Consider the following 22,698-nt stretch of genomic DNA (forward strand, 5'->3'; position numbering starts at 1 on the left):
TGCTGACTTTTCTGCAAAGGGCAATATTTTAATATATGATAAATAAAATTGATTATGATTAGCAAAAATTTATTCAATTCTAAAGCTTGGATACCTCCTGTTGCTGCATTTTTCTTTGGGATTACCAGTGCAAATGCGCAAAATTCTAAGCCGAAAAAAGATAGCCTTCATGAAAAGGAGATTGATGAAGTGGTGGTGGTGGCTTACGGAAAAGCTAAAAGAAACAGTTATACCGGTTCCGTAGCTACTATTTCAAGTGATAAGATTAATAACAGACCTGTAACCAATATTACAAAAGCATTAGAAGGCCAGGTTGCCGGAATTCAAACAACGAGTGCATCGGGGCAGCCAGGAGCTGTTTCTACCATTCGAATCAGAGGAATTGGTTCCATCAGTGCTTCCAGTGATCCGTTATATGTAGTAGACGGAATTCCTTTTGACGGAAACCTGAACTCTATCAGCCCGAGCGATATTGAATCCATCAGTGTTCTGAAAGATGCTACAGCAAGTGCTTTGTATGGTTCAAGAGGAGCCAACGGAATTATCATTATTACTACAAAATCAGGTAAAAAAGGAGAAGCTAAAGTCAATTTTAATATCAGTCAGGGATTCTCCGGAAGAGCAGTGAAAGACTATGAACAGGTTAATACAGACCAATATTTCCAATTATACTGGGAAGCATTGAGAAATGGATATCAGTCTGGGAAAGTGAATGCTCAGCAAGCTGCTCAGATGGCAACAGACAACCTTGTTTCTTCACTGGGGATCAACCCATATGGAACAGGTTATCCAAAACCGGTAGGAACAGATGGTAAATTGTTGCCGGGAGCTTCACCACTTTGGAATGACGACTGGAGAGATATTTTACAGAGAGTAGCTTCAAGAAATCAGGTAGATCTTGATATCAGCGGAGGAAGTGAGAAAAGTAATTATTTCTTCTCTCTGGGCTATCTGGATGATAAAGGAATGGCGATTGAATCAGGATATAAAAGATACAATACCCGATTAAAAATCAATTCTGAAGTCAAAAAATGGCTGAATGTAGGAGTGAATTTAAATTATACAAACAGTATTCAGCAGGCTCCGACTTCTTCGGATTCGAAAGCGAGTAATATCATCAATGCAGCAAGATTTATTCCTTCATTTTATCCTTATTATGAAAGAAATCCGGACGGAACGTATATTTTAGGTGCTGATGGAAATCCAATTTATGATTTTGGAAAATACAGACCTACAAATGCCCTTCAGAATCAGAATGCTGCTGCAACACTGCCTTTAGATAAAAATGATAATAAAGAAGATAACTTCTCAGGAAAAGGTTTCATGGAATTTACTTTCTTACCGGAGTTGAAATTCAAGACAAGTTTCTCTGTTGATTTGGTGAATTATAACGGTCATTATTATTCAAATCCATTACTGGGGCAAGGTGCAGAGACGGGAGGCTCTGTGACTAAAACAAATACCAGAACACTTTCTTATACCACCAGTAATATTCTTACGTATGATAAGAAATTTGGAAAACATCATATCAATGCTTTGGCAGGACATGAATTCTATAAATACGATTATCAGACGATTTCCGGGACAAGAAGCCAGTTTTCACTGCCTTATTACTATGAGCCGGATGCAGCTTCTCTGTTGGGAAGCTTCAGTGGAAACAGTAATAAATTAAGCTTATTAAGTTTCCTTGGAAAAGTAGAATATGACTACAATAATACCTATTTCCTGTCAGCTTCAGGACGAGCAGACAGTTCTTCAAGATTTGAAAAAGATAACAGATGGGGGAGATTCTGGTCAGTAGGAGGTTCATGGAAGATTTCGAATGAGGAATTTATTAAGAGCCTGAATGTCTTCAATCAGTTGACATTACGTGCCAGCTATGGAGGTCAGGGGAATGACAAATTGCTTCGACCAAACGGACAGCCACTTTATTATGCATATCAGGAGTTGTACAGATTTATCAGTCTTGGCGGAGAACCGGGAACAACACTGGAAAAAACGTCTACTAATAATGTGAAATGGGAAACCAACCTTAATTTAAATGTAGGATTGGAGTTCGCTGTTCTGAATAACAGGATTAAAGGAAATATCGAATATTTCAAAAGACAAAGCCAGGATCTTCTGTTTAATATGCCTGTTGCACCATCATTGGGAATCAGTGATTATCCTGCGAATATCGGAACCATTCAGAATACAGGGTTTGAGTTTTCATTATTCACAACACCGATTAAAACTGATGATTTCCAATGGAATGTGGATGTTAACCTAAGTACTTTAAATAATAAAGTAACCAAGTTACCTGCGGGTTCTCTTGTTGTTGGGACAAAATTATTAACAGTAGGAGGGTCTGTATATGACTTCTTTATTCCGGAGTGGGCTGGAGTAGATCCAAGCAATGGAAAACCACTGTGGAAAACGGTTACTACAGATGTCAGCGGAAATTCAGTAGAAGGAACTACTTCAGAGTATTCAAAAGCTACAAAACTGTTGCAGGGTTCTGCATTACCTAAGCTGACAGGAGGAATCAGTACCAGTATCAATTACAAGAATTTCGATTTTTCAGGATTACTGACATTCAAAATCGGGGGTAAAATTCTGGATAATGACTATACTTCCATCATGCATAACGGAAGTGCCGGAGGACGTGCATGGAGTGCTGAAATGCTGAACAGATGGACTCCGGACAATCCTAATACAGATGTTCCGGGGTTGAGTACCACAACGAATAACTGGACGTCAACATCTTCGAGATTCTTATATTCAGGAACGTATGCAAGACTTAAAAATGTAAGCTTAGGATACACTCTTCCTGAAGCTTACTTTGAGAAGATAGGATTGAAAAAGTTCAGAATTTATATTCAGGCAGAAAATCTTCTGACCTTCTATAAACATAAAGGAATGGATCCTGAACAGGCTTTGGACGGGACAACGTATTACAGATATCCTGCAATGAGAACAATCACTTTTGGTCTTCAGGCAACTCTTTAATCTTTTAAAATTGAAACAATGAAAAAATTAAAATATATATCGTTTGCACTCATCAGTTTTTTGTTGCTGACAAGCTGTGAAAATGATCTGGATACTGCACCGACAGATCAGGCTAACAGTGTGGAGGTTTTCAAAACAGCAGAAAGTGCAGAAACAGTTGTGAATGGTACCTGGGCAAAATTTAATAATGACGGAACAACGTATGCCAATATTGGTTATTCTACTGTTCTAAGAGCCAGTGATGCCATGGGAAGTGATGTGGCCGTATTGACTAATAAATATGGTTTCGGGTCTACGTATGCTTTCACAGAAATGGTGAACAGTACGGCTAGCCGTCCGTTGTTTATCTGGACAATGTTATATTCTACCATCAACAATATGAATAATGTGATTACAAGAATTGATGGAACAGAAGGAAGTCAGGAGAAAAAGAATCAGGTGAAAGGACAGGCCAAAGCATTGCGTGCTTTCTGTTATCTGAATCTGGCGAGTTTTTACCAGTTCAGCTACCTGAAAGACAAGTCAGCGCTGACAGCTCCTATTTATACTGAACCTTCCACAACAAGCACTGTAGGAAAAAAGAGATCGAGCCTTGAGGAAATCTATACTTTGATTAAAAGTGATCTTACCGATGCCGATAATCTGTTGAAAAATTATACAAGAAACAATAAAGATAAAATCAACCGTTCTGTAGTGAACGGACTTTTAGCAAGAACTTACTTAAATACAGGAGAATGGAGCAAAGCAGCAGCTTCTGCAAAAATTGCGAGAGAAGGTTCTCCACTGATGGCTCCGGAAAAATATAAAGATGGCTTTAATGACATCAACAATGTTGAATGGATCTGGGGGCATGCACAAACTCAGGAACAGTCTGATGAAAGTTATGCGTTCCATTATCTGGATGTTTCTTCATCAGGAAGTTTTTATTACAGTTTTATGGCTGATCCTTATTTTAAAGACCTTTTCGATGCTAATGATATCAGATCTCAGCTGTTTTCATGGGACGGGCAGAAAGGAAGAGAGGGATTGCTGAGATATGCTAAGTTTAAATTTAAACCAACCCTTATTGCAGATATTGTCTACATGAGAGCTGCAGAAATGTATCTGATTGAAGCTGAAGCTGAAGCCAGAACCGGAAATGTTCCTCAGGCAGTTGCTGTTCTGAATCAATTAAAATCTGCCAGAAATGCTAATGTTTACAATGGTTCATTATCACAGAATGCAGTAGTAGATGCTATTTTGATTGAAAGAAGAAAAGAATTATTTGGAGAAGGATTTTCTCTTTCAGATATTATCAGAACGCAGGGAACAGTGGTAAGAAAACCGTTTGTAGATGCCGATGGTAAACCGATAAAAGTACAGATCACTACACCGGATGGAACTGTAAAAACCGTAGACGGTAAAGGACATTCTGTTCTTGATTTTCCGGATAAATCGGCTTTCACACCCAACAGTAATTATTATTTATTCAGTATTCCACAAAGAGAATCTGAAAACAACCCGAACTTATAAGGGGACATACTTATAATTAGATTTGATTTTTAGCCACTGCTTTTGCGGTGGCTTTTTTATTATTTAAGACTTTATTGATAATAAAATGTGTAGATCTTATCTGATAGATTTACATAGACTGTATCTCCCATTTTTTCTCCACTGATCTTCTTAAAATAGACTTTATCATTTTGAGATTTGTCAACTTTTCCGAAATAAATGGATCTAATAGTTGAGCTATCCATCGTTTTGTTTTTAAAAGCAATATAGAGAGAATGGTTGTTTTTCCTATTATAAATAGTATGAATACCTATCTTTATATAATTTATTTTGCCATTCGGTTCCTGAATCTTATAATAGCCATTAATTTGAGCTAAGTTATCGTCAGACTTGTAACTACTGAAATTACTTGTTACACAGCTAATAGTTGTACACAGTATAGAAAATAATAAAATATATTTAACCACAATCAGTTTTTTTATTCATATGCTATAGTGGAAGGCTTCAGTTGTTTCACTTCATTTTTGTTGAAGATAATATCCTGTATAATTTTATTAATTCTGTCGAATTTTTTTCCATTATAGCAGAACCATCCCTCTTCAGTATTGTGAATATATTCTACATTAATGTTGTTCAGACTCAATCTGTCATAGATTTTAGGATTATATCCCCATCTAGAACAATCAATTGTAGAAGGAAGACTTTCAAAGCTGTTTTCTGAAAAAGTTTTCAGAATTTTTTCTTTTTCTTCTCTGGTTAAATTGACTTTTATCGTAGTCGAATCAGAATCATAATTTCTTGTAAACAAACCTGTTTTTGAATCATAGGTATCAGTCAAATCTTTATAAATGAATGATGAATTCTGGTTTATTGTATTTTGCTTATTACATGATATCAGACTAATGATAATCAGCAAATAAAAGGTGATAAAAAAGTGATTATTTTTCATATGTGCCCTTTTTGATATTGAGTTATTTTTATTTTCAATGATATGAATTTTATTTTTATGATAAAGACCTTGGTATATATTTGTGAATAGGTTTTTACATAAAGAATGTTAGTTAAATACTTAATAGAATAATTCATTTTAGAAAAAATCTCTACCTTTGTAGCAATGAACCTCTTAAGATGGATACTGGCAATTTATTTCATGGCACTCTCATTGATGCCATGTGAAGATACGTCCCATCCTCTGAATTCAGGAGGTAATAAGATCTCATTAAGTATTCATGGTGTTCATTCTGGAGAAAAAGGAGATATCTGTTCTCCATTGTGTGCATGCAGCTGCTGTCAGATGACAGTTTCAGCATTTAAAATGGATCCTTTATTGGAGATTCCTGAGCAGATTCCTGCTTATTTTTCAAAGAAGATCTTATTCCACAAAAACGACTTTGCTTACCAGATTTATGATCCTATCTGGCAGCCTCCTAAGATTTAATTTTTATTGACTTTTAGAAAGCCTTTGCTTTCTGATTTTAAACTGTGCTTGAAACTTTGCAATACCATTGCAGAGGTTTTCAGGATATTTTTGCTGCAGCATTGTAATGCTGTGAGCATTTATTTTCAATAAAAATTAAATATCAATCGTGTTAGATAAAATCATAAAATTCAGTATCAAAAATAAAGTTATCATTGGTTTGATGACTCTGGTGCTGATTATCTGGGGAACGTGGAGTGCTACCAGATTGCCAATAGATGCTGTACCGGATATTACCAACAATCAGGTACAGATCATTACCGTATGTCCTACATTGGCAGGACAGGAAGTGGAACAGCTGGTTACCTTTCCTATTGAACAGAGCATAGCCAATGTTCCCGATATTCAGGAAACAAGAAGTATTTCAAGATTCGGACTTTCTGTAATTACAGTGGTGTTCAAAGAAAATGTAGATGTTTACTTTGCGAGACAGCTCATTAATGAACAGCTGAAAAATGCCGTGGAAGAAATTCCCAAAGGAGTAGGAACTCCTGAGCTGGCTCCTGTAAGTACAGGTCTTGGAGAAGTCTATCAGTATATTCTTCACCCTAAAAAAGGAAGCGAGAAGAAATACAATGCGAAAGAACTCCGCACCATGCAGGACTGGATCGTGCGAAGACAGCTGAACGGAACTCCGGGTGTTGCGGAAATCAACAGTTTTGGAGGCGAATTAAAACAATATGAAGTTGCTATTGATCCCAACCGTTTAAAAGCAATGGGAACAAGCATCACTGAAATATTTACAGCCCTTGAAAAAAACAATCAGAATACAGGAGGAGCTTATATTGATAAAAAACCCAATGCGTATTTTATCCGTGGAATTGGCTTGGTTACCTCTTTGGAAGATATCAAAAACATTGCGGTTAAAAATGAAACCGGAAGCGTTCCGATTTTTATAAAAGATGTTGCTGATGTTCGTTTAGGAAGTGCCGTTCGTTACGGAGCATTAACCTATGACGGAAAAGTAGATGCCGTAGGTGGAGTAGTGATGATGCTGAAAGGAGCCAACAGTAATGAAGTTGTTAATAATATCAAAGCTAAAATTCCAACTATTCAGAAATCTCTTCCCAATGATGTCATTATAGAGCCGTTTCTGGACAGGACAGACCTTGTAGACAGAGCCATCAATACTGTACAGAAAAACCTCATCGAAGGAGCTCTGATCGTTATTTTTGTTCTCGTTATTTTCTTAGGAAACCTGAGAGCCGGACTTATCGTAGCTTCAGCAATTCCGCTTTCCTTACTGTTTGCTCTGGGAATGATGAATGTTTTCGGAGTGAGTGCCAACCTGATGAGTCTTGGAGCAATAGATTTCGGGTTGATTGTAGATGGTGCCGTAATTATTGTTGAGGCTACCCTGCATCATTTAGGAATAAGGAAATCTACCCGTGCATTGACACAATCTGAAATGGATCAGGAAGTATTTCTTTCTGCATCAAAGATCAGAAGCAGTGCAGCTTTCGGAGAAATTATCATCCTTATCGTATATATTCCAATTCTTACACTGGCGGGGGTAGAAGGAAAAATGTTTACCCCAATGGCTAAAACAGTAGGATTCGCCATTCTTGGAGCATTGATTCTGTCATTGACGTATATTCCGATGATGAGCGCCCTCTTTTTATCTAAGAAAATATCCCACAAAGAAACCTTCTCTGATAAAATGATGAACAGCCTGCAAAAGGTGTATCAGCCATTATTACAAAAAGCGATCAAAGTAAAATATATAATAGTTTCTGCAACGGCTGTAGTGTTCCTTATTTCTGCTTTTATTTTTAAAAATATGGGCGGTGAATTTATTCCGCAGCTGCAGGAGGGAGATTTTGCTTTCCACTGTATTTTACCACAGGGAAGCTCACTCAGCCAGAGTATAGAAACCTCCATGCAGGCATCAAGAATTATCAAACAGTTTGATGAGGTGAAAATGGTCGTTGGGAAAACCGGTTCCGCTGAGGTTCCTACAGATCCAATGCCACCTGAAGCAACTGATATGATTGTAGTATTGAAACCACAAAGCGAATGGAAAACCAAGAAGTCCTACAATGAACTCGCCGATGAGATCAGTGAAAAACTGGAAACAATTCCTGGAGTGTTCTTTGAGAAAAACCAGCCTATTCAGATGCGCTTTAATGAGTTGATGACAGGAATCAGACAGGATGTTGCCGTAAAGATTTTCGGAGAAAACCTTGATTCTCTTGCAATATATGCAAATAAGGTTGGGAAAATCATTCAGACCGTAGATGGAGCGACAGCACCTCAGATTGAAAGAGTGAGTGGTCTTCCGCAGATCAATGTTCAGTATGACAGAACGAGAATTGCCAATTATGGATTGAATATCGAAGATGTCAACAATGCAGTAAGCACAGCCTTTGCAGGGAAAGCAGCCGGACAGGTTTTTGAAAATGAAAGACGTTTTGATTTGGTTGTTCGCCTGGATAGTCTTCACAGAACGGATATTTCAGATGTGAATAACCTGATGATCACTTCTGCTACCGGAGCACAAATTCCATTATCACAGGTGGCTAATATAAGTTACAAATTGGGACCGGCACAGATCAGCCGTGAGCAGGGAAAAAGAAGAATTGTTATTGGCTTCAACGTAAAAGGTCGTGATGTGGAAAGTGTAGTAAAAGATATTCAGGCAAAACTGGATAAAGTGAAACTTCCTTCCGGATACTATTTTACCTACGGAGGACAGTTTGAAAACCTTCAGGAAGCGAGCAAACGTTTGATGATTGCTGTTCCGGTATCATTGCTTCTGATTTTTATGCTGTTGTATTTCACCTTCCGCTCATTCAAACAGGCCGCATTGATTTTTACAGCGATTCCTATGAGTGCCATCGGTGGTGTATTTGCACTTTTAGTAAGAGATATGCCTTTCAGTATCAGTGCCGGGATCGGATTTATTGCCCTTTTTGGAGTAGCGGTTCTTAACGGAATTGTTTTGATAGGCACATTCAACCAGTTAGAAAAAGACGGCGAAACGGATATTCTGAAAAGAGTATTTGAAGGAACAAAAACGAGATTAAGACCTGTGTTAATGACTGCTACAGTAGCTTCATTAGGATTTTTACCAATGGCTATTTCCACCGGAGCCGGAGCAGAAGTACAGAAACCTTTGGCGACAGTGGTAATTGGTGGTCTGGTAACCGCAACATTCCTTACACTATTTGTTTTGCCGATGCTGTATATCATTTTTAACACAAAGATTTTGAAAAGAAAAAATAATACTACAGGAACCATTATTGCCGTTCTTGTTGTGGGATTGATGATGCTGGGACAAACTTTTAAAGCACAGTCCAGACCGATTTCTGTAGAACAGGCGGTAGAACAGGCGGTGAACAATAATTTAACCCTGCAGTCTAAAGATTTAAGCATTAAATCTGCTGAAGCATTAAGACCAACTGCAAAAGAACTTCCTAAGTTAGGGGTTACAGCACAGCTTGGGCAATACAACAGTCCAAGGTTTGACCAGTCGTTTGCCATTTCACAAAGTATTCCTTTTCCTACATTGTTTAAAGCAAGAAAAGACTTAATCAATGAGAATATTAAAAGCAAGCAGATTGATAAGGAAATTACAGCCAATGAACTGATAAAACAGGTTCGTACTTACTATTACCAGATTGAATATCTTCAGTATAATAAAGCACAGCTGACCAGCCTGGATAAATACTATGAAGAATTTATCAGAATAGCAACCGTAAGATTCAAAGCAGGGGATATCAAAAAGATTGAAATCAGTACTGCAGAAACTCAGAAAGGGGAAATTGATCTGCTGCTCAGACAAAATGAAGTCTTTCTGAACAACGCTTACAAGAATTTAAAGACTTTGATGAACACGTCAGAAGATCTTGAAGTTCCGTTTAATAAAGATTATGCACCTTTAAAAGCAGAAAATGTACTCGATAGTGCTGTGGTTGCCAACAACCCGACTGTGAAAGCTTTTTATCAGGAAATGGAAATTGCTGAAAAAAATAAGAAAGTTGAAAAGTCCCTCGGACTGCCTGATTTCAGTTTAGGATATACCAACCAGTCTTTGATAGGCCTTCATACCATCAACGGACAGGAGAATTTTTATAACTCAGGAAAACGTTTTCAGTCGGCAACAGTAGGAGTGTCTATTCCATTAACATTTGGTGCCACAAAAGCAAGAATTCAGGCATTGGAATATGAAAAACAGGTTGCTGAAACTAATGCGAAAATGCAGAAAAAACAGCTTTCTGCCCAGTTGGAAAACGCTTTCAGCCAGTATCAGCAAGATTTGCAGCAATATGATTACTATACAGGTCAGGCACTTCCTAATGCAGAGAAAATTGTAAATGCAGCTCAGCTAGGATATAAAACAGGAGAGATTTCTTATGTGGAATATCTTTTTGCCCTGCAGACTGCAACGAATATCCAGTTAAAATACCTGGAATCTATCCAGCAGGTGAATCAATCTGTAGTTACTATTAATTCAATCATAAACAAATAATATGAAATCACTGTTAATAAAACTTTCTGCCAGATCAATGAAAATGAAGGCACACAGCATCAGACAAAATACATTTTTACTTATGAAACTCAAATATAATATCATCCCTCTTATCCTGATCTCAATCTTACTAACAAGCTGTGGAAAAAAAGAAGCTTCGGAAGAAAAAGCTCCTGAAAAAACAGAACAGAAAGAGCAGGCACATGAAGAAGCTCCACAAACGATAGCTTCACTCACAGAAGAGCAGATGAAGTCTGTAGGCGTTGCTTTGGGAACCGTAGAAATGAAAGAGCTGACTTCTACTATAAAAGCCAATGGTTTACTGAGCGTACCGAACAGCAACAAAGCAACCATCACTTCCCTGTATGGAGGAATCATCAAAACCATCAATATTCAGGTAGGAAGCATCGTAAAAAAAGGACAGGTGATTGCCACGATTGCCAACCCGGAATACATCCAGCTTCAGGAAGATTATCTGACTACCAATAGCAGAATAACCTACGCAGAACAGGAGTACAAAAGACAGAGAGAGCTTTTTGATAATGATGCAGGAGCGAAGAAGAACCTCCAGAGTGCCGATGCTGAGCTGAAAACCTTAAGAACAAAAAGAGCTTCTCTGTTGAAACAGCTTCAGATGATGGGAATAAGCCCGGGAAAAGTAAGCAATGGAAATATGAAATCCGGTTTGGTGATCACAGCACCCATCAGCGGGACAATCAGCGGTATCACTGCACAGATCGGAAGTTATGTGGATATTTCCTCTCCCGTTGCAACGGTGATTGATAACGGTTCCATTCACCTCGATCTCCAGGTATTTGAAAAAGACCTTCCTAAAATGAGAGTAGGGCAGGTTGTTCATTTTAAACTGACCAACAATCCGGAAACCGAATATGATGCAAGAATTTACAGCATAGGATCTTCTTTTGAAAACGAAAGTAAAACCATTTCCATGCACTGCGAAGTGATCGGAAATAAATCCGGACTGATTGACGGAATGAATATCACCGGAATTGTAAGCCTTGATAAAAGTACAACCCCGGCAGTTCCTACAGAAGCTATTGTTGAAGCAGACGGGAAATATTTTGTATTTGTTCAGACCGATAAAAAAGCGGAAGAAGAACATGAAGAAAAAAGCAAACCACATCCGAAAACCTTAAACTTTGAGAAAATAGAAATAGTGAAAGGAACATCTGATATGGGATATACCGCAATCACTCCGGTAGGGAATATTCCTGACAATGCAAAAATAGTAGTGAAAGGAGCATTTTTCGTGAATGCAAAACTGGTGAATTCAGGAGAACATGAACATTAATGAAAGCCACTGGAACCAGTAAAATGTCGATTTTTATCCTTAAATTAGAACTGTTTACGTAATTTTTTATTGAATAAAAACGGTTGGAAGAAACTAAAGCTAACCTCACCGAATTTTAATAAATAACCCGATTATGTTATTAAACAAAAAAATATCAGTCTGGTATTTCATCCGTGAAATAAAAAAACAAATTCTGTTTATCGGAATATTTGCTATAGCCATTGGTCTTTTGGACGAATTGCCGTGGTTTCGCAAAATATCACTGCCCTTGAATATTCCGGCATTGTTAGGAACAGCAGTATCATTGCTGCTGGCATTCCGTACGTCCCAGTCCTATGAAAGATGGTGGGAAGCCAGAACTGTTTGGGGGGCAATTGTAAATGATTCCCGGACTTTTGTAAGGTTGATTATACAGTTTATGCCGGCAGGAGAAGACAAAACAATAAAAGAGTTTGCCGAAAGACAAATGATCTGGACGTATGCACTTGGAGAATCTTTGAGAAAACTGCCGTTTTCTGAAAAAGTTCAGCAATATTTGGATCAACATCAGATCAAAGGAGCCAATATTCCCAATGCAATTCTGGACGAACACTCCAGACAGCTGAAAGAAATTGCAGCCTCCAAAGGGCTGACCGATTTCCAACAAATGCAGCTCAATGATATCATCACAAGGCTCTGCGACAGCATGGGAAAATGTGAAAGACTGAAGAATACGGTTTTCCCACGTTCTTACAGTGTTTTAGTTCATATTTTGATCTATGTTTTTGCAGCTATCCTTCCGTTTGGACTTGATGATTCACAGCTGTTGGTAGAAATTGCAATCACTTTCCTGGTTCCGGTGACATTCATTGCCATTGAAAAAACATCCATCATCATGCAGGATCCGTTTGAAAATGGCCCTGTAGATACTCCGATGACTTCCCTGGCACAGACCATAGAGATCAATATCAGACAGATGATCGGTGAGCAGAATGTTCCCCTTAAAAAAGAAAATACATCCTATTATGAAATGTAATTAAACCATACACAATATGGAAAGTACACCAACACAAACCGTTTCTGCGGGAAGCAGACATAAAAAGAACCTCCTGATCGTACTCTGCCTTAGCGGAACCTATCTCATTGCTGAGGTAATAGGAGGAATAGTGACCAACAGTCTTGCGCTATTAGCTGATGCAGCCCATATGCTGACAGACGTTGTAGGATTGTTATTGGCATTTATTGCCATTAAAATAGGAGAAAGAAAAGCAGATCCTTCCAGAACATTTGGTTATTATCGGACAGAAATATTAGCAGCTGTAATCAATGCAGTGGTTTTACTGGCCATTTCGATCTATGTTTTGTTTGAAGCCTACCGGCGTTTTCAAAATCCACCCGAAGTACAAAGTAAATCAATGCTGATTGTAGCAGGAATCGGATTGATTGTCAATATTGTTGGAATGATGATTCTCAGAAAAGATTCAGAAGGCAGTCTCAATATGAAAGGCGCCTATTTTGAAGTCCTCTCAGATATGCTTACCTCTGTAGGAGTTATGATTGCCGGAGTGATTATGCTTACAACAGGCTGGTACTATGCCGACCCGTTAATCTCAGCTGCCATCGGATTATTAATCTTTCCAAGAACATGGAGACTGTTGAAAGAAGCCATCAATGTTTTGTTGGAAGGAACACCCAAAGATGTGGATATTCATGCCCTTCGTCAATCATTGGAGCAAACTCCCGGAGTGAAAGAAGTACATGATCTGCATGTATGGTCACTGACATCCAGTGTTAATGCAATGAGTGCTCATGTGGTGAAAGATGCAGGCTATTCTCAGAATCAATTATTAACTGTATTGACAAATACTACGATTACTAATTTTAAAATCAGTCATACCACTTTTCAGATAGAAGAGGAAGGTTATGAAGAAAATGAAGTTCATCTGTAAAAATTTAAAAGCGTACAATGAAAAAAGATATAGAACACAAACTCATTGATAAAAATACCAAACCTACCAGTATGAGGATCTTGGTATATGATTTCTTAAGCTCTCAGGAAGCAGCATTATCCCTTTCTGAAATAGAAAATCATTTTGATAATGCTGACAGAATTACCATCTACAGAACATTGAAAACCTTTGAAGAAAAAGGAATTGTTCACAGCATTCAGGAAAATACAACCACAAAATATAAACTATGCGAAGACGATTGTGATGAAAAAACACACAAAGACTGGCATCTGCATTTCTACTGTAAAATATGCAAGCAAACAACCTGTAAAGAAGATATTTCCTTTCCGGAAAACATTCAGACTAATTTCAGGATTGACGAAATACGATTGTTTGCCAAAGGAATCTGCGAAAACTGTCTTGAAAATTTGCAATAGCATTGCATCAGTCTCATCTTTACATTTGTATAAAAATATTCAGTTATGGAAAAATGCTGTAGTACAACCCCCGAAAAACCCGATACAAAAGGGCATAAACATAATCATTCAGAAGGAGACGGACATGACCATGACGGACATGATCACTCTCACGACTCAGGAGATCAGACGATCTTCCAGATGTTTCTTCCTGCTATTATATCCTTTGTTGTCTTATTAATAGGAATTGCCTTTGACAACTATATAAAACCCGCATGGTTTACAGGCTGGGTACGTCTGGTATGGTTCCTGGCAGCTTATATTCCTGTAGGATTTCCTGTATTAAAGGACGCCTATAAAAGCATCATCAAAGGAGATGTATTTTCGGAATTTTTTCTGATGAGTATCGCAACCATTGGTGCCTTTGCCATTGGAGAATACCCTGAAGGAGTAGCTGTAATGCTGTTTTATGCCGTAGGGGAAGTATTCCAGTCTATGGCGGTTACCCGAGCCAAAGGAAACATAAAAGCATTATTGGATCAGCGTCCTGATGAGGTAACGGTTATGGAAAATAATCAGCCAAAGACAATGAAAGCCAAAGAAGCTAAAATTGGAGACATCATTCAACTGAAACCCGGTGAGAAACTGGCGCTGGATGGAGAACTGCTTTCAGATTCAGCTTCATTCAACACCGCAGCTTTAACAGGAGAAAGTAAGCCTGATACCAAAAATAAAGGCGAAGTTGTTCTTGCGGGGATGATCAATATGAACAGTATTGCTTTGGTAAAAGTAAATACGGCCTATGAAGACAGTAAACTGAGCAAAATTCTGGAACTGGTTCAGAATGCCACGGCTCAAAAAGCACCTACAGAATTGTTCATCAGAAAATTTGCAAAAGTATACACCCCTATCGTTGTATTTCTTGCTATAGGAATCTGTTTGCTTCCGTATTTCTTTGTGAACGACTATCAGTTCAGAGACTGGCTGTACAGAGCGTTGATATTCCTGGTAATTTCCTGTCCTTGTGCCCTTGTGATCTCAATTCCATTAGGATATTTCGGGGGAATTGGTGCAGCAAGCCGAAACGGAATTTTATTCAAAGGAAGTAATTTCCTGGACAGCATTGCAGAGATTCAGAATGTAGTGATGGATAAAACCGGAACCATGACGGAAGGTGTATTCAAAGTTCAGGAAGTAAGCATGAGCGCTGAATTTAATAAAGAAGAAATCCTTCAGATGGTCAATGTCCTGGAAAGTAAAAGTACCCATCCGGTGGCAACAGCTATTCACAATTATGCAGGAGATATCAATCACAACATTCCTTTAGAAAATGTAGAAGAAATTGCAGGTCATGGATTAAAAGCAACGATTAACGGAAAAGAACTTCTGGTTGGAAACTTTAAACTGATGGATAAATTTAATATCAGTTATGATCTTAACCCGGCTAACATCGTTTATACGGTAATTGCGGTAGCTTATGATAGAAAGTTTGCAGGCTATATCACCATTGCAGACAGTATAAAAGAAGATGCAAAACAAACCGTAGATAACCTTCATAAAATGAATGTAAAAGCTACAATGCTGAGCGGTGATAAAAGTACTGTTGTGAAATATGTAGCAGATCAGCTGGGTATTGACAATGCATTCGGAGACTTGCTGCCTGAAGATAAAGTCAATAAAGTTAAAGAGATTAAAGGAAGAAACCAAACCGTAGCTTTCGTAGGAGACGGAGTAAATGATGCTCCTGTAGTGGCTTTAAGTGATGTAGGAATTGCAATGGGAGGCTTAGGAAGTGATGCCACCATTGAAACAGCAGATGTCGTGATTCAGGATGACAAACCAAGTAAGATTCCAATGGCCATCAATATCGGAAAACAAACGAAAAAGATAGTTTGGCAGAATATCATTCTTGCTTTCGCTGTAAAAGCTGTTGTTCTGGTCTTGGGAGCGGGAGGACTGGCAACCATGTGGGAAGCCGTATTTGCCGATGTAGGAGTAGCGTTGCTGGCTATTTTAAATGCAGTAAGAATTCAGAGAATGAAATTTTAAAAAGCAAATAACAAACACAACTAAATTATATTCAATAAAGCCCGGCTGAACTTCAGTAGGGCTTTTGTTTAATAATACATCGTGCCAGCCATTCCATTGAGATCCATATTATGCAGCTGAGACTCCTACGGAGTGAGAAAGGGACAGTCTTTACTTTCCATATAAACTATGACTGACAAATACAATTAGTATAAAAATGATACACACAGCTTGTCATTCTGTAGGAATTCAATGATCAGGCTCATTATTAGCAGTATTAAATTTTATCGGAGATAAAATCCTTGCGCCTTAAAACAATAAACGTTAAAAAAACTTGCGTCTTTGCGTTTATCCAACAAAACATAAAAAAAGCTCTGCCAAAAACATGAGCAAAGCTTTTATCAACAAGATTAAATTTGATATAAAGAACTAAATTTTTTAATTAGATCTTAATTTTCAATCAAAGTTCGGGATAAAATTATACTGGTAACAGGCACAGTTTTGTAATTTTTGTAGGTAACAGTAAACAAGCATAATGACATTCATCATAAATCATCCGGAAAACAGTTTTGAAGTAGTATATTTGTAACAGAGAACAAAATCATTGAGGTTATTCATTTCCATATTCATCATTTTTACCGTTGCAATACGTCCCGTTTTGCCATTGGTAAATTATGCAGTGAACTATGATTATATTGTGAAAAACCTTTGTGAGAATAGAAACGTACCACAATCCACATGTAAAGGAAAATGCTACGTGGAAAAAGAACTGGCAAAAACAGAAAAGCAGTCCAATAGCTCTCAAACCATAAAGATTGCAGGCTTAGATGTTTTTATTTCTCATGATATCCTTTCTTTCTCCTCTCATGTGAGCCCGGAATCGCTTTCTGAAATTCCTGATTCCAGTTACTTTAATTCTCACTCTTCAGAATACTTTTCAAGGATATTCCATCCTCCATTGGCTTAATTTTTATTGTAAACTATGTTTTTAGTTTATGAGATAAAAGAGTTTAAAGCTTTTATAGATAAGTCATCAAAGATACATTATGCAGTTAAAATACATTGAGGAATTCCGTGTTTTCTCAGACTTGTACATTGTGTCATAATTTTATTTAACATTATTAATTTCAATTTAACATTAAAATGAAATCCCTTATTATTTTGACCGCTCTGCTGTCAATATCATTACTGTCGTGTGCCAAGGAAGTCCCTCAGGTAAGGCATGCAAGCCATATGGACTCCTCTGGAAAGAATGTAGAAAATGTACAGGTGGTGAATGAAGAAGACCCAATTTGTCACATGAAAACTACAGGATCTATTAGAGATACCGCTGTATATAAAAATAAAACGTATGGTTTTTGCAGTGTATCCTGCAAACTTGAATTCAAAAAAAGCCCTGAAAAATATGCCCAAAAATAAAAAGTCCAATAATAAAAGTAAAGTGATCATACCTATCGCTTTATTTGCGTTGCTTTTCCTTGGAATAGGTGTGGGAATGGGCTATTTTAAAAAGAACCTTTACACCGTGATGAAAGTTCCTGATTTTGAACTCACCGATCAGAACAGTAAAAAGATCACCAATAAGGATATGTTAGGAAAGGTATATCTCGTAGAATTTTTCTTCAGCAAATGTCCTACAATATGTCCTGTGATGAATACTAACATGAAGGCTATTCAGAATCAGATCAATGACCCTAATTTTGGTATTATCTCCATCAGCATTGATCCTGAAAATGATACTTCTGCAGCATTGAAAGAACATGCTCAAAGAATAGGCGCAAAATCTCCGGACTGGCATTTCCTGACCGGAGATCGAACCTATATTGGCGATCTTGCTGATAAATTTAATATCTATGTTGGCGACAAAGAAGATGAAGGAGAAAGCCTGAACCACAGCGGAATGATTGCTCTGGTAGATCAGGACGGAAATATCCGATGCAGATACAATAAAGAAAATATGCCCATTCTGTATTATTCAGGATTAAATTACGATGATCCGGAAGGGAAAAACCCAAGATTAAACGGGAAATACCATCCGGATAGAGAAATTCTGATTGAGGATATTAAGAAATTATTGAAATAGATTACTTCCAGCCTCCATCTCCCAGCTTAAGAAGAAAACATTGTTAAACCATAAACAAAAACGTTATGAAGATTTTGAAAATAGCTGCTCTAAGTGCAGTTTTCGCGGCCCAGTTTGCACTGGCTCAGTTTAAGCAGACACCTCTGCCATATGCTTATAATGCATTGGAAGGAAATATTGATGCCCAAACGATGGAAATTCATTATTCAAAACATGCTGCAGCCTATGTAGCTAACCTGAATAAAGCCATTACAGGAACTCCACAGGAAAAAGAAACTTTGTTTCAGATTCTTTCTAATGTTTCAAAACTACCAGCTGCAGTAAGGAATAATGCAGGAGGACATTACAATCATGAATTGTTCTGGACCGTTCTTACACCTCAGAAAAATACACAGCCTTCAGCAAAATTAGCAAAAGCCATCACTGAAACTTTCGGAAGCATAGATGCTTTTAAAGAAAAAATGGCTAAAGCCGGAGCAGACCGTTTCGGATCAGGATGGGCATGGCTTTCTGTAGATAAAAACGGAAAACTATTCGTTTCTTCTACTCCTAACCAGGATAATCCTTTGATGGATGTAGTGGAAGAGAAAGGAACTCCTATCTTCGGAATTGATGTATGGGAACATGCTTATTATTTAAAATATCAGAATAAAAGAGCAGATTATTTGACCGCGATCTGGAACGTTACCAACTGGAAAGAGATCAGCAGAAGATATGACGAAGCGATAAGCAAGAAATAGTCTGATGAAATTATTTTACAGCATACTTTTTACCTTTTATATGGTGCTACGACCTTTAGTGCCCTTGGTAGAGTATGCTGTAAATTATGATTATATCGTAAAAGTTCTCTGTATTAATAAAAGCAGACCGGAGATTCACTGTAACGGAAAATGTTATCTGAGTAAAGAACTGGCCAAAACCAATGATTCGGAATCTTCACCCTTTCAGAAACTCAAAAACTCAGGACAGAAAATCCTTGATACGTATATTCTGCCTGAAACCACAGAGATCAATACTACTGAAAAACAGTCTTTTTTCAATTTCAATTTTACTTATGAAACAGCCTATTCTTTTCTGTTTCTTACCCACATTTTCAAACCACCGGTTTTTTAAGTTATACCATCACTATTCAACCATAAAAGTCACAAAAGCTTAGATGAATTAAAAGCTTAAGTGTTCTTATCAGACATAAAACCTGTCACTTAAAAAGAATTTAAGTGTAAAAAATTTTTGTGCCTTTTGTGGTAAAAAAAGAATGTTTTCACATTCAAAATAACACATTCAAATTGTATTCAACTTAAAAAATCAACAATGAAAATTTATAAATTTTTATCACTATTCTTTATTGCCTTTACTTTATTCTCTTTTGTAGCCTGCGAAAGCAGCAGGGATGACGAAAATCCACAGGATACCACACCCGGAAAACTTCAGATCAAATTTGAAAACGGATTTAATAATGTAGGAGATATTGTCTTGAATCAAACAACTCAAACATCTTCTAACGGACAGAAACATAATTTTTCTGCTTTGAAATATGTCATCAGCAACATTTCATTGATAGACGAAAATGGAAACGAATTTAAATACAATGAAAACAACCCTGATAAAGGTGCTTTTATTGTGGATCAGGCAGATGCTGTAGCCGGAATTATATACCTTAATCTGGATGGTGTTCCGAAAAACAATTACAAGAAAATAAAATTCGGATTAGGTGTCAGTCAGAAAGCCTACCTATTAGGACAAGACGGACAGGCTGAATTCTGGACAAAAGCCAAGCAGAAGGGAATGTCATGGTCATGGGCTGCCGGTTATGTTTTTGTAAAACTGGAAGGAAAATACGGAAATGATGCTCCTTCAAAGGAATTCATGAATCATACCGGAAATATGGGAAATGTTACAGCTAATCAACAGGCTGATTTATACCGCGAAATCACATTGAATCTTCCGACAACAGCAAGAGTGACAAGTCAGATTCGACCTTCTGTTCATATTCTTGCAGACCTGAACCAGTTTTTGAGCGGAGATAAGGCGCTTACTCTTGCCACCGGTAATGATATGCTGATGGGTTCGAACCAACACCTGGTAGACGTTACCAACAATCTCACAAAAATGTTTAAAGTAGATCACGTTCACAATGATTAATTTTTTTGTTAAAACGATACTGGTTCTGCTTGTATTTCTGTTGAGTTGTATTTCCTGTTCTGATGAGGTCATACAGCCACTGGAAAAAGATGAAGCGTATAACCTGCAGTTTCCTTCTTATTTCCCGGAAATGACTTTTGACAAATCAGTTAATCCTGTGACCAAAAATGGGGTAGAGTTGGGACGAAAATTATTCTATGAAGGCAGACTTTCAAGGAATAATACCATTTCATGTGGTTTCTGTCATATTCAGGAAAATGCTTTTACCCATCATGGTCACACAGTAAGTCATGGTGTTGACGATAGAATCGGAATCAGGAATGCACCACCTATTCAGAATATGGCTTTTTTGAAAAGGTATATGTGGGACGGAGTGATTCATAATCTTAATGAACAGCCTATCAGTCCGATTACAGATATCAATGAAATGGACAGTTCCATACCGGAAGCTATTTCAAAGATAAAAGACGATCAGAAGTATAAAAAACTTTTCAGAGAAGCCTATGGGGATGAAACCATTACCGGAGAAAGAATTCTGAAAGCATTGTCGCAGTTTATGGCTTCTTTAATTTCTGCAGATTCAAAATATGACAGATTTAAGCAAGGAAAAGAGCAGCTAACTTCAACAGAATCTCAAGGAATGGCTTTGTTTGGACAGAAATGTGCCTCCTGTCATAGTGGAGAACTGTTTACTGATGAGAGTTTCAGAAACACGGGAATGTATTACAATACAGAATTCAAGGATGCAGGACGTTACAGAGTTTCCCTTAATCAGGTAGACTGGATGAAATTTCGTGTTCCCAGTCTGAGAAACGTAGAATATACAGCACCTTATATGCATGACGGTAGATTTTACACTTTAGAAGCGGTACTCAATTTCTATTCAGATCAGGTGGAAGATAATGCCAATCTTGATCCTCAGCTGAAACAGAACGGTCATGTGGGAATTGCCATGAACAGTCAGGAAAAACAGTCGATTATTGCATTCCTGAAAACATTATCGGATAAAAGTTTTATATCCAATCCAAAATTTGCAGAATAATTTATAGAAAACATGAAGAAGATTATAGTGATAGTAAGTTTGATCCTGTTTAACCAGTATCAGGCAAAGACCATTAGAGACAGTGCTTATAGTGCTCCGCAAACCTTTAGCAGATTCGATTTTGATGATGATTGTGATGCCTGTGGCTGTGCGGCAGGAAACGGATCTTCCGGCTTTGAGTCTTTATTGAATCCACAATTTGTAGGAATCAAATACTTTGCTCAGCATTACAAAGCCAAAGAAAACTTATTTGTGAAAGACCTTACGCAGGATCAGTATTTCAATACTTTACAGCTTTGGGGAAAAATTCCGCTGACTAAAAAACTCAGTGTATATGCAAGTCTGCCCTTCCATTTCCATGAAAAGAAAACAATGCAGGGAGATATTAAGATTAATGGAATAGGGGATCTGAACCTAATGGGAATTTACCAGCTGATGAGTTCTAAAGATAATTTCCATCATCTGAGCGGAGGTTTGGGTGTAAAAATTCCGCTTGGAAAATTTGATGAAAAAGGAGTCTCCGGGGTCAATCCGAGTTTTCAGTTGGGAACCGGAAGCTGGGATTATCAGGCCGCTTTGAATTATAAATTTCAGAAAAACAAAGTCGCAGTATTGGTCAATACAGACTATACCATCAAAACAGAGAATAAGAAGAATTACCGCTTTGGAAACCAATGGAACTATGCTGCAACGGGTTTTTATCAAATTGCAGGAAATGAAAAATCCATTTTTTCTGTAAAGACCGGAGTTCAGGGAGAGGTTTATGCACAGAACAAACAATTTGATGAAGCCCTGCCCAATACTGCAGGAAGTGCTTTGTACGGAAAGCTGGGATTTGAAGCTTCTTATAAAAAGCTGAGTCTTGGAAGTGAGATCATGCTTCCCATGTACACGCATCTTGCAGGAGGAGATATTGAAGCAAAATCAAGGTTTAGTATTTTCCTGAATATTGGAATTTAAAGCAAAACCCTTGATAAAATCAGGTTAAAGCTCCTTCGGGAGCTTTAATTGTTTATGAATCATGATTTTAATTGGGGATTAGGAATTATTATTTATCTTTGCCGAAATTTGGTGAGCCCTAAAAAGCTCTTAAAAGGGAATCCGGTGAAAATCCGGAACAGACCCGCTGCTGTAAGCTCCGCACCAAAGTTTTTGAAGAATATATCCACTGTTTTTTTAATGGGAAGGATTTCAAAAATGGAGTAAGTCAGAAGACCTGCCAGAAAATAATCGTTTGACGCTTTCGTGGAATAAAGCTTAGGACATCAATGATTCTGTGCAGTGACAGCTGTGCTTTGTCGTTGTATTCTTACATCCATT

At 37.6% G+C, this 22,698-nt stretch carries 18 protein-coding genes and 1 riboswitch; of the genes, 17 read left to right on the forward strand and 1 reads right to left on the reverse strand.

The genetic code is table 11. The annotated features are described in order from the left end of the window. Window positions 1–54 precede the first annotated feature (54 nt). Window positions 55–2,988 (forward strand): SusC/RagA family TonB-linked outer membrane protein, encoded by a 2,934-nt coding sequence (locus LKL37_RS16990; RefSeq protein WP_431611683.1) that lies wholly within the window; start codon window positions 55–57, stop codon window positions 2,986–2,988. A gap of 18 nt (window positions 2,989–3,006) precedes the next feature. After that, on the forward strand, window positions 3,007–4,500 hold the full coding sequence (locus LKL37_RS16995) for a RagB/SusD family nutrient uptake outer membrane protein (protein ID WP_431611684.1): 1,494 nt from the start codon (window positions 3,007–3,009) through the stop codon (window positions 4,498–4,500). 457 nt (window positions 4,501–4,957) lie between these two features. Here the strand turns inward: LKL37_RS16995 and LKL37_RS17000 are convergent, their stop codons facing one another. Next, complete coding sequence (locus tag LKL37_RS17000) at window positions 4,958–5,428, reverse strand: hypothetical protein (protein WP_431611685.1); 471 nt, start codon at window positions 5,426–5,428, stop codon at window positions 4,958–4,960. A gap of 165 nt (window positions 5,429–5,593) precedes the next feature. Between LKL37_RS17000 and LKL37_RS17005 the strand changes: the two genes are divergently transcribed. From LKL37_RS17005 to LKL37_RS17075, 15 genes are all read left to right on the forward strand, one after another. After that, window positions 5,594–5,917: a DUF6660 family protein gene (locus LKL37_RS17005; protein ID WP_431611686.1), complete on the forward strand. Its 324-nt coding sequence runs from the start codon at window positions 5,594–5,596 to the stop codon at window positions 5,915–5,917. A gap of 148 nt (window positions 5,918–6,065) precedes the next feature. Beyond that, a complete protein-coding gene (locus LKL37_RS17010) occupies window positions 6,066–10,427 on the forward strand; it encodes a CusA/CzcA family heavy metal efflux RND transporter (protein ID WP_431611687.1) in 4,362 nt (1,453 codons plus the stop codon). 82 nt (window positions 10,428–10,509) lie between these two features. After that, the gene (locus LKL37_RS17015; protein WP_431611821.1) at window positions 10,510–11,739 is read left to right on the forward strand and encodes an efflux RND transporter periplasmic adaptor subunit; all 1,230 of its coding nucleotides are present in this window, start codon (window positions 10,510–10,512) and stop codon (window positions 11,737–11,739) included. Window positions 11,740–11,872: 133 nt separating this feature from the next. Then, window positions 11,873–12,754 carry a bestrophin family protein gene (locus LKL37_RS17020; RefSeq protein ID WP_431611688.1) on the forward strand — a complete coding sequence of 294 codons (882 nt, stop codon included), beginning with the start codon at window positions 11,873–11,875 and terminating at the stop codon, window positions 12,752–12,754. A gap of 16 nt (window positions 12,755–12,770) precedes the next feature. Next, the gene (locus tag LKL37_RS17025) at window positions 12,771–13,667 is read left to right on the forward strand and encodes a cation diffusion facilitator family transporter (protein ID WP_431611689.1); all 897 of its coding nucleotides are present in this window, start codon (window positions 12,771–12,773) and stop codon (window positions 13,665–13,667) included. A 17-nt stretch (window positions 13,668–13,684) separates the two neighbouring features. Next, complete coding sequence (locus tag LKL37_RS17030; protein WP_121486359.1) at window positions 13,685–14,104, forward strand: Fur family transcriptional regulator; 420 nt, start codon at window positions 13,685–13,687, stop codon at window positions 14,102–14,104. A gap of 45 nt (window positions 14,105–14,149) precedes the next feature. Continuing rightward, window positions 14,150–16,132, forward strand: coding sequence for a heavy metal translocating P-type ATPase (locus tag LKL37_RS17035; RefSeq protein WP_431611690.1), 1,983 nt, complete (start codon window positions 14,150–14,152; stop codon window positions 16,130–16,132). Window positions 16,133–16,715: 583 nt separating this feature from the next. Next, entirely contained in the window at window positions 16,716–17,078 is a 363-nt protein-coding gene (locus tag LKL37_RS17040; protein WP_431611691.1) for a hypothetical protein, read from the forward strand. A 176-nt stretch (window positions 17,079–17,254) separates the two neighbouring features. Next, window positions 17,255–17,530 carry a YHS domain-containing protein gene (locus LKL37_RS17045; protein ID WP_431611692.1) on the forward strand — a complete coding sequence of 92 codons (276 nt, stop codon included), beginning with the start codon at window positions 17,255–17,257 and terminating at the stop codon, window positions 17,528–17,530. Beyond that, window positions 17,517–18,194, forward strand: coding sequence for an SCO family protein (locus LKL37_RS17050; RefSeq protein WP_431611693.1), 678 nt, complete (start codon window positions 17,517–17,519; stop codon window positions 18,192–18,194). Before LKL37_RS17045 ends, LKL37_RS17050 begins: the two co-directional genes overlap by 14 nt. 65 nt (window positions 18,195–18,259) lie before the next feature. Continuing rightward, window positions 18,260–18,934, forward strand: a complete 675-nt coding sequence (locus LKL37_RS17055; RefSeq protein WP_414845965.1) for a superoxide dismutase — start codon at window positions 18,260–18,262, stop codon at window positions 18,932–18,934. A gap of 4 nt (window positions 18,935–18,938) precedes the next feature. Then, a complete protein-coding gene (locus LKL37_RS17060; protein WP_431611694.1) occupies window positions 18,939–19,307 on the forward strand; it encodes a hypothetical protein in 369 nt (122 codons plus the stop codon). A 198-nt stretch (window positions 19,308–19,505) separates the two neighbouring features. Continuing rightward, entirely contained in the window at window positions 19,506–20,336 is an 831-nt protein-coding gene (locus tag LKL37_RS17065) for an MbnP family protein (protein ID WP_431611695.1), read from the forward strand. Beyond that, a complete protein-coding gene (locus tag LKL37_RS17070; protein WP_431611696.1) occupies window positions 20,329–21,378 on the forward strand; it encodes a cytochrome-c peroxidase in 1,050 nt (349 codons plus the stop codon). The genes LKL37_RS17065 and LKL37_RS17070 overlap by 8 nt, the downstream gene beginning before the upstream one ends. A gap of 12 nt (window positions 21,379–21,390) precedes the next feature. Further along, complete coding sequence (locus tag LKL37_RS17075; protein WP_431611697.1) at window positions 21,391–22,338, forward strand: transporter; 948 nt, start codon at window positions 21,391–21,393, stop codon at window positions 22,336–22,338. A 92-nt stretch (window positions 22,339–22,430) separates the two neighbouring features. Then, window positions 22,431–22,616, forward strand: a riboswitch (cobalamin riboswitch). The last annotated feature ends 82 nt before the right edge of the window (window positions 22,617–22,698 follow it).

It is taken from the genome of Chryseobacterium sp. 'Rf worker isolate 10' (assembly GCF_050753305.1).
Lineage (GTDB): Bacteria > Bacteroidota > Bacteroidia > Flavobacteriales > Weeksellaceae > Chryseobacterium.

Coding starts and splice junctions, on each gene's coding strand:
- LKL37_RS16990 (WP_431611683.1), top strand. CDS start 55: ATGATTAGCAAAAATTTATTCAATTCTAAAGCTTGGATACCTCCTGTT.
- LKL37_RS17025 (WP_431611689.1), top strand. CDS start 12,771: ATGGAAAGTACACCAACACAAACCGTTTCTGCGGGAAGCAGACATAAA.
- LKL37_RS17060 (WP_431611694.1), top strand. CDS start 18,939: ATGAAATTATTTTACAGCATACTTTTTACCTTTTATATGGTGCTACGA.
- LKL37_RS16995 (WP_431611684.1), top strand. CDS start 3,007: ATGAAAAAATTAAAATATATATCGTTTGCACTCATCAGTTTTTTGTTG.
- LKL37_RS17015 (WP_431611821.1), top strand. CDS start 10,510: ATGAAACTCAAATATAATATCATCCCTCTTATCCTGATCTCAATCTTA.
- LKL37_RS17045 (WP_431611692.1), top strand. CDS start 17,255: ATGAAATCCCTTATTATTTTGACCGCTCTGCTGTCAATATCATTACTG.
- LKL37_RS17065 (WP_431611695.1), top strand. CDS start 19,506: ATGAAAATTTATAAATTTTTATCACTATTCTTTATTGCCTTTACTTTA.
- LKL37_RS17005 (WP_431611686.1), top strand. CDS start 5,594: ATGAACCTCTTAAGATGGATACTGGCAATTTATTTCATGGCACTCTCA.
- LKL37_RS17035 (WP_431611690.1), top strand. CDS start 14,150: ATGGAAAAATGCTGTAGTACAACCCCCGAAAAACCCGATACAAAAGGG.
- LKL37_RS17030 (WP_121486359.1), top strand. CDS start 13,685: ATGAAAAAAGATATAGAACACAAACTCATTGATAAAAATACCAAACCT.
- LKL37_RS17050 (WP_431611693.1), top strand. CDS start 17,517: ATGCCCAAAAATAAAAAGTCCAATAATAAAAGTAAAGTGATCATACCT.
- LKL37_RS17075 (WP_431611697.1), top strand. CDS start 21,391: ATGAAGAAGATTATAGTGATAGTAAGTTTGATCCTGTTTAACCAGTAT.
- LKL37_RS17020 (WP_431611688.1), top strand. CDS start 11,873: ATGTTATTAAACAAAAAAATATCAGTCTGGTATTTCATCCGTGAAATA.
- LKL37_RS17000 (WP_431611685.1), bottom strand. CDS start 5,428: ATGAAAAATAATCACTTTTTTATCACCTTTTATTTGCTGATTATCATT.
- LKL37_RS17055 (WP_414845965.1), top strand. CDS start 18,260: ATGAAGATTTTGAAAATAGCTGCTCTAAGTGCAGTTTTCGCGGCCCAG.
- LKL37_RS17070 (WP_431611696.1), top strand. CDS start 20,329: ATGATTAATTTTTTTGTTAAAACGATACTGGTTCTGCTTGTATTTCTG.